The 8029-nt window shown below is 65.3% G+C and carries 7 protein-coding genes; 4 read left to right on the top strand and 3 right to left on the bottom strand.

Features of this window, described 5'->3' with window-relative positions:
- Positions 1 to 238, top strand: a 238-nt coding sequence (locus FLQ44_RS24155; protein WP_206208947.1) for a hypothetical protein, incomplete at its 5' end; no start/stop codon positions are given.
- Here FLQ44_RS24155 and FLQ44_RS17150 read toward each other — a convergent pair.
- The 3 genes from FLQ44_RS17150 to FLQ44_RS17140 all read right to left on the bottom strand — a co-directional run bounded on the left by FLQ44_RS17150 (position 224) and on the right by FLQ44_RS17140 (position 3952).
- Positions 224 to 1465: an FAD-dependent monooxygenase gene (locus FLQ44_RS17150; protein WP_147695377.1), complete on the bottom strand. Its 1242-nt coding sequence runs from the start codon at positions 1463 to 1465 to the stop codon at positions 224 to 226. The two genes, FLQ44_RS24155 and FLQ44_RS17150, sit on opposite strands and share 15 nt — an antisense overlap.
- An 86-nt stretch (positions 1466 to 1551) precedes the next feature.
- A complete protein-coding gene (locus tag FLQ44_RS17145) occupies positions 1552 to 2469 on the bottom strand; it encodes a LysR family transcriptional regulator (protein WP_147695376.1) in 918 nt (305 codons plus the stop codon).
- 37 nt (positions 2470 to 2506) lie between these two features.
- Positions 2507 to 3952, bottom strand: coding sequence for an aminotransferase-like domain-containing protein (locus FLQ44_RS17140; protein ID WP_147695375.1), 1446 nt, complete (start codon positions 3950 to 3952; stop codon positions 2507 to 2509).
- Between the two features lie 220 nt (positions 3953 to 4172).
- Here FLQ44_RS17140 and FLQ44_RS17135 point away from each other — a divergent pair, with 220 nt between their 5' ends.
- The 3 genes from FLQ44_RS17135 to FLQ44_RS17125 all read left to right on the top strand — a co-directional run bounded on the left by FLQ44_RS17135 (position 4173) and on the right by FLQ44_RS17125 (position 7764).
- Positions 4173 to 5384: a benzoate/H(+) symporter BenE family transporter gene (locus tag FLQ44_RS17135; RefSeq protein WP_147695374.1), complete on the top strand. Its 1212-nt coding sequence runs from the start codon at positions 4173 to 4175 to the stop codon at positions 5382 to 5384.
- 118 nt (positions 5385 to 5502) lie between these two features.
- Positions 5503 to 6891, top strand: coding sequence for an aminopeptidase P family protein (locus FLQ44_RS17130; RefSeq protein ID WP_147695373.1), 1389 nt, complete (start codon positions 5503 to 5505; stop codon positions 6889 to 6891).
- 276 nt (positions 6892 to 7167) lie between these two features.
- Positions 7168 to 7764, top strand: a complete 597-nt coding sequence (locus FLQ44_RS17125; protein ID WP_147695372.1) for a CBS domain-containing protein — start codon at positions 7168 to 7170, stop codon at positions 7762 to 7764.
- The last annotated feature ends 265 nt before the right edge of the window (positions 7765 to 8029 follow it).

The following is an 8029-nucleotide window of genomic DNA, read 5'->3' as shown; positions in this document are numbered from 1 at the left end:
CGAGCTGGGCTTTGTGCTTTGTGACAAAGACAACCGTATTGATGAGAAAAGCCCGCGCAAGCGGGCTTTGTTGTTTTGCCCCTGTTACTCTGCGGCTAACCTCGTTTCTTCCCGTGCCAGCCCCGTTGTAGTGCTGGCGCTGCCTGCAGCCAACGTTGGCCGCATCGATGTCAGAACAAAACCAAAGCCCGCTTGCGCGGGCTTTTTTATTGATCTTCGCCGATCAGGCGCGTTTTAACCTTGTTTTGAGCAGTGCCAGTGGCGGCGGGAGCAGCTGTTCCGGTGTGCTGAGGCCCAGTGCGTAGCGTATGACTTCTTTCTTTACCGGGCCGCTGTGGTTGGCTAGTTTCAGCCCCAGGTTGCGTACAAAGCGCAGCGGGCTGCTGTCGTTGCTGAAGCCGTAGCAGAACGCATCCATCAGGCGCTGCATGCCGTGGTTGGGTAGCATGCGCTGGCGCTGGTAACGCTGCAGTACGGCCAGGCTGGCGATGTCTTCGCCCTGCTGTACGGCTTGTTCCAGTACCTGGCACAGTGCCTCGGTGTCCTGAAAACCCAGGTTGACGCCCTGGCCAGCCAGCGGGTGGATGGTGTGGGCGGCGTCGCCGGCTAGTACCACGCCGGCGCGCACGTAGTCCTGCGCGTGGCGGCGGATCAGCGCAAAGCTGCCGCGGCTCACCACGTGGGTGAGGGTGGGCAGCGCGTCGGGAAACTCGCGGCTAAAGGCAGCGATCAGCGCGGTATCGTCCAGCTGCAGCAGCTGTTGTACCTGTTGCGGCTGGTGGTACCACACCAGGGAGGCGTAGTCGCCCGGCAGCGGCAGCAACGATTGCGGGCCGTTGGGGGTAAAGCGCTGCCAGGTGATGTCGCGTTCACCGCCCGCTATGCCGACGGTAGCGACGAAGGCGTGCATCGGGTATTCGTGGCTGTTGAGGCCGATGCTGGCGGCGTCGCGTACTTGCGATTTGGCGCCGTCGGCGCCGATGACCAGCCGTGCGACAAAGCTGCGACCGCTGGCCAGCTCTATGCGGCTGCCGCCGGCCTGGATATCCAGACGCTGGATGCTGTCCGGGCAGATCAGCTGGATGTTGGCATGCGGTTGCAGCGCCTGGGTGCAGGCCAGCTGCACGATGCGGTTTTCGATGATGTGGCCCAGGTTGGCCGCATCCACTTCGCCAGCGTCGAACAGCGTACCGGCGCTGCGCTCGTTTTCCCATACCTGCATGCGCTGGTAGGGGGCGCTGCGCATGGCGTCGATGTGCTGCCAGGCGCCGATGCGCTCCAGCAGCGCGCGCGAGGCAGGGCTGATGGCCGATACGCGCAGGTCGGGCGGGCTGTCGGGGTCGAAGGTGGGCGGGGCTTGCTGTTCCAGCACGGCGATGTTCAGGCCGCTGTGGCCCAGCCGGGCAGCGATGGCGGTACCCACCATGCCGCCGCCCACGATGAAGATATCTACATGTTCGACCATAAAACCCCCGATGGCATGCCGGCGCCGCCGGCAGGAAAGCGGCTACTGTAGCAGTGCACCCTGCGGCCAACCTTGGCCTGTGTCAATCATGGGCTGCCGAGTTTGTCTTGCAGGCGCGGGATGATGAAGCTCATGAAGGCCTGGTATTTGCGCGGCAGCGGCTGCTGGTAGGCAAACACCAGAAACACCGGCCAGCCGGCGGCGCGCCAGTCTGGCAGCACTTCGGCCAGCATGCCTTTTTCTACCAGTGGCTGGCCCATATAGCTGGGTAGCAGGCCAATGCCGTGGTGCTGTTTGAGCACCGACGCCACCACGCTGTACTGGTCGACGGTAAGCGCCGGGCGCAGCTTGATGGTGGTTTGCTGGTCCTCGCGCTCCAGCCGCCATTCCTCGCCCTGCTCGTTGTAGTAGGCGTTGCTGATGAGGCGGTGCAGCTGCAGGTCGTCCAGCGTATGCGGGCTGCCGTGTTCGGCCAGGTAGTCGGGAGAGGCGTACAGCTTTTCCCATACCAGGCCTACCGGGCGGGCCACCAGCCGGTCGTCGTGCACATTGCGCGTGCGCAGGCAGAAATCCAGCCCTTCTACTACCGGGTCGACCACGCGGTTTTCTACCTGCAGGCGTACTTGCAGCTCGGGAAACTCGTGCGCCAGCTCGGCCAGCAGCGGGCCCAGCAGCTGCTGCGCCAGGCCGGCGGAGCAGCCGATGCGCAGCGGGCCTTCTACCTTGTCTTTGCTTTCATCGATATCGGTGCGGATGCCCGCCAGCAGCAGGCGCAGCTTTTCAGCGTGGCGCGCCAGGCGCTGGCCGCTTTCTGTCAGTACCACGCGGCGGGTATTGCGCAGTACCAGCACGGTGCCCAGCTCTTGCTCCAGCTCTTTGATGAGCTGGCTGACGCGGCTTTTGGCGCAGCCCAGATCGTTGGCCGCCGCGGTAAAGCTAAGGCAGCGGGCGAGGGCGTCAAAGGCCAGGAGGGCGTCTGGCGGCAGGCTGGGCGTGGCTTTCATGTCAGGGCACAAGCGCGGTATCGGGTCTGCCAGTGTATCACCGTGCTTGCAATAATTGCGTAGCAAGGCGCTGGCCCAGGCTGGCGATGGCGCCCTCTAGTGCGGGGGTAAAAGGTTGGCCGCAATTGATGCGCAGGCAGTGGCCAAAGCGCGGCTCGGCCGAAAACGCCATGCCGGGGGCAAAGCTGATGCCGTCGGCCAGCGCGGCTTGCAGCAGCGCGGTGGTGTCGCTCTGTGGCGGGCATTCTACCCATAGCAGCATGCCGCCCTGGGGCTTGCGGATGCGCGTGCCTTTGGGGAAATGGCGCAGCACGGCGTCGGCGGTGGCGTGCATCTGGCTGGCCAGCTGCTGGCGGATGCGGGCGCTGGTGCGCTGGTAGTCGCCGCTGTCCAGTACATCGGCCAGCACCGCCTGCAACAGTGGCGACACTGTCAGCGTGCTGCTGGCCTGCAGCTGGGCCAGCGCGGCATGGTGGCGGCCGGCGGCCACCCAGCCCAGCCGCAGCGACGGCGCGTAGCTTTTGGTGAACGAGGCGCAGTAGATCACCTGGTCGTGGTGGTCCCAGGCCTTGATCGGCGTGGGGCGTTCGCTGCCGTAGTACAGGTCGCCGAATACATCGTCTTCGATCAGTACCAGCCCGTACTGGCTGGCCAGCTGCAGCAGGCGCTTCTTGTGCTCGTCCGGCATCAGCGCGCCGGTGGGGTTCTGGAAGTGCGGCACGCATACCAGGCATTTCACCGGCGGCCCATGGCGCAGGGCGAACTCCAGCGCCTCCAGCGAGAGCCCGCTATCCGGCGTGCAGGGGATTTCCAGCGCCTTCAGCCCCAGGCCCTGCAGCGTTTGTAGCAGGCCAAAGTACACCGGTGTTTCTACCGCCACGGTATCGCCCGGGCGGGTCAGGTGGCGTAGCGCCAGGCTGATGCCTTCGGTAATGCCGTGGCAGGGCAGGATGCCGTCTGCCTGCAGCGACAGGCCGCGCTCGGCCGCTATGCGCTGCAAGCCATGGCACAGACGGCGCTGGATATCGCCCGGCAGGTGGGCGCCAATCAGCCCGGGCTGGCGCGTGAGCGTGCTTTGCAGCCGCCGTGCCAGCTCGGCCGACGGGTACAGCGTGGCCGCGGCCTCGGCCATGTGCAGCTGCCAGTGGATGCGCTCGTCCCCCAGCTGCAGCAGGGTGGACATGCGGCTTTTCAGGTCGACCAGCGCGGCCGCCGCAGGCAGCGGCGAAGGTTGGCCGCGCCCGGGCGCCGGGTGCGGCAGCAGGGCGGCAAAGTAGCCGGCACGCGGGCGGGCCACCACGCGCTGTTGTTGCTCCAGGTAGCGGTAGGCGGCCAGGGCGGTGAGCACGTTCACGCCGTGCTCGGCGGCCAGCGCCCGTACCGACGGCAGGCGGCTGCCCGGCGGGTAGTGGCCGCTGTCCAGCTGCTGCTGCAAGTTGGCCGCAATGCGCTGGTAGAGGGCGGGGTAGGCGGTATCGGTCATCGCTCTGTTATATAGAACAGCTGCGCGGCGCGCCAGTGTGTTGTAGCCGGCTGTGGCAGGCAGGCCACGCGGCCAGCGCGTACAGTACGCTTACCGGTGCTGTTCTGCCTGCCGCCTGTGGCGGGCCATACAGCAAGCGGCTGCCCAGACGGCAGCGCAGCCTGCGGGGGCTGGTTCACCCGTGGCGGCCTACCCGGAAGCCTTTGTATGAAAGAACAGCATGCTTAAACACTTACCCCCGTCTACCCTGATCGCCGGTGTGCTAACGATTGCCGTTGGCTATACCGGCCCCTTTCTCATCATCGTGCACGCCGCGCAGCAGGCCGGCCTCAGCGCCGCCGAGCTGGCTAGCTGGCTGTGGGCGGTGTCCATCGGCTCTGGCGTGGTGGGGCTGTGGCTGTCGTGGCGCTGGAAAATGCCCATCATCACCGCCTGGTCCACCCCCGGTGCCGCGCTGCTGTTGGCCGCATTGCCCACGGTCAGCTACCCCGAAGCGGTGGGCGGTTATGTCATCGCCGGCCTGCTGGTTTGGCTGATCGGCATCAGCGGGGCGTTTGATGCGCTGATGAAGCGCTTTCCGCCCGCGCTGGCGGCCGCCCTGCTGGCGGGCATCCTGTTCCGCTTTGTGGCCGAGCTGGTGCCCGCCGTGCGCGAACACGCGGCGCTGGTACTGCCCATGGCGCTGATGTTCTTTGCTGGCCGCCGCCTGTGGCCGCGCTACGCGCTGATGGGTGCGCTGGCGCTGGGCGGGGTGTTTCTGGCCGCCACTGGCGGCTTTGCCGCGGCGCCCAGCCTGGCTCATAGCGCCAGTGGCCCGCTGTGGACCACGCCGGTGTTTACGCTGGCTGGCCTGAGCAATATTGCGCTGCCGCTGACGCTGATTGCCCTGACCGGCCAGTTTCTGCCCGGCATGGCGGTGCTGAAAAACGACGGCTACGACATCCCTGCGCGGGTGCCGGTGAGTGCGCTGGGCGGGGTATCGGCCCTGCTGGCACCGTTTGGCTGCCACGGCGTGGTGTTGGCCGCCATTACCGCCGCCATGTGTACCGGCCCCGAAGCCCACCCGGACCCTACCCAGCGCTGGAAAGCCGGCGTGGTGGCCGCCTGCTGCTACATTCTGGTGGCGCTGCTGGGCGGTGCCCTGGTGGCGCTGCTGCTGGTGCTGCCCAAGGCGCTGGTGATGGCGGCGGCGGCGCTGGCGCTGTTTGGCACGCTGGCCAGTTCGCTATCGGCGGCGCTGGCTAGCGATACCCAACGCGAGGCGGCACTGCTTACCTTTGTGGTGGCGGCATCGGGTGTCAGCTTTGCCGGTATCGGCGCGCCGCTGTGGGCGCTGCTGGCTGGCGTGGCGGTAAGCTTGCTGCTGCGCTGGCAGCTGCCCAAGCCCGCCGCCAGCGCTACATCCTGCCGCGAAAGCCGCGCCAAACGCTGAAAAGTGGCAATACTGCCACGGCACAGGCCACATTCGCTGAGTGTTGGCCTGTTTTTCTATACAAATAGGCGATTGTATACAAAAATGCTGGCTTCACCGCTCACCACCGGAAGCCACCATGTTCCAGCCCGCCATCTACCAGCAGCGCCGCGACAAGCTTGCTGCCCTGCTGCCCGATAGCCTGATCCTGTTTCTGGGCAATGTTGATTCGCCAATGAACTACCGCGACAACATTTTCCCCTTCGTGCAGGACAGCTCGTTCCGCTACTTCTTTGGCCTGAACGAGCCGGGCCTGGCCGGGGTGATGGACACCGCCAGCGGCGACACCACGCTGTTCGGCAACGAACCGGACGTGGCTGATATCGTATGGACCGGTGAGCTACCCACGCTGGCCCAGCGCGCCGCCCGCGCCCAGGTTGGCCGCAGCCAGCCCTACGCCGATCTGGCCGCTGTACTGGCCACCGCCCGCGCTGCCGGCCGTGCCGTGCATTACCTGCAGCCCTACCGTGGCGAAACCGTGCTGGCGCTGGCTGGCCTGCTGGATGCCACCCCGCACGCCGCGCAGCAAGGCTATAGCGAGGCGCTGACCCGTGCTGTGGTGAGCCTGCGTGAAATCAAGGGTGACGAGGAAATTGCCGAGATGGAAGCCGCGCTGGCGGTAACCCGCGACGCCCACCTGGCCGCCATGCGTGCAGCCCGCCCCGGCGTGGCAGAACACGCCATCGTCGGCGAAATGGAAGGCATCGTGCGCCGCCACGACTGGCTGCTGGCCTACCCCAGCATCTTCTCGCGCCGTGGCGAAGTGCTGCACAACCACCACCATAACCAGGTACTGCAGGCCGGCGACCTGGTCGTCAACGACACCGGCGCCGCCAGTGGCGGCGGCTACGCCAGCGATATCACCCGCACCATTCCGGTGGGCGGCAAGTTCAGCCCGCGCCAGCGCGAACTGTACGACACCGTGCTGGCCATGCAGCTGGCTGCTATCGACGCCATCCGCCCCGGCGTGCGCTACCTGGACATCCACAAGCTGTCCGCCCGTGTGATGGTAGAGCGCATGAGCGCGCTGGGTTTCTTCCACGGTGACGCCGACGCCATCGTGGCAAGCGGCGCCTACGCCATTGCCTTCCCGCACGGCCTGGGCCACCAGATCGGCATGGACGTGCACGACATGGAAGGCCTGGGCGAAGACCTGGTGGGCTATGGCGACGGCACCGAGCGCAGCCCGCTGTTCGGCCTGGGCTACCTGCGCCTGGGCAAACCGCTCTTGGCCGGCATGGTGATTACCGTGGAGCCGGGCATTTACTTTATCCCGGCGCTGATCGACGCCTGGCAAGCCGAGGGCCGCCACGCGCAGTACATCAATTACGCCCGTTTCAACGAATACCGCGACTTTGGCGGCATCCGCATCGAGGATGACGTGCTGGTCACCGCCGATGGCAGCCGTGTGCTGGGCGAGCACATTGCCAGAACCGCTGACGAAGTCGAGGCCGTCATGGCCGGTTAACCGTGTTTCATCGTGCAATACTCCATCACTCATACCGCCCTTCGGGGCGGTTTTTTTGTTTTATGCTGTTGTATGGTCGGACGCAGCCTGAACAAACCGTTACGAATACTTGCATAAAAAAGCTGTGCATTTTCCCGCGGTGTGCTTAGATAAAAGCACCGGCAAGCAAAAGGGAGTGAAAAAGCTTGCCCGGCCCCCCGCCACCCCAGGCGGCAAGACAATCCCGGGGTGTGGCCATCCAGCCCGATGGCTGCACCCGCGAAGAGGAAGACCACCATGGAATACCACGCCCTGAACACCCTTAACCTGCCTGCGCAAACCGACCTGATTCACGTAGAGCAGCGCCCGCAGCGCCAGGTCACGCTGAAAAGCCCGGCCACCGAAGTGATGACCGACCTGCGCGTGATCGACCCCATCAGCATCAACGAAGACGCACTGCTGGACGACGCTCACGCCCGCATGGTGAGCCACGGTATCCGCCTGCTGTTTGTCACCGACGCCGACGGCAGCTTTGCCGGCCTGCTCACCGCCACCGACGTGCTGGGTGAGCGCCCGCTCAAGCAGATCCACGAACACGGCAAGCGCCACAGAGAGATTGTGGTAGGGGACGTGATGACGCCGCGCAAGCAGCTGGAAGCGCTGAACCTGGCCGACATCAGCCGCGCCACCGTGGGCCACGTGGTGGCCACCATGAAAGACCTGGGCCGCCAGCACGCGCTGGTGGTAGAGCACAACACCGCCAGCAGCCACTACGAGGTATGCGGCCTGTTCTCCACCTCTACCATCGCCCGCCGCCTGGGTACCTCGCTGAACTTTGTACGCGTGCCGAAGGCGTTTTCCGAGATTGAACACGCGCTGATGCACGAAGAGTAAGTGCACCCCCACGGTGTCTAGTATCAGCCCACACAACGCGTGCCTGTTTGGCATGGTGGGCTGATGGGCGGTTATTGAAGCACAGCCCCTGCTGACTGCCGCCCAATTTATAAAACATTATGGCAAATGACTAATTTTGCCACCAAAGTGCTTTAGGCCAGCACAGAATAATGGCATAGTCCCGCTTTTGCCTGCCGGACTGCCGCCATGGCCGATATCGCCACCCTCCTGGCCAGCTTTGCCAGCGCCTTCACCCAGCACACGC

The sequence above is a fragment of the Vogesella mureinivorans genome, assembly GCF_007644035.1.
Classification (GTDB): domain Bacteria; phylum Pseudomonadota; class Gammaproteobacteria; order Burkholderiales; family Chromobacteriaceae; genus Vogesella; species Vogesella mureinivorans.
Note: the sequence above shows the minus strand (reverse complement) of the source record. Positions and strands in the feature narration are given on the sequence as shown.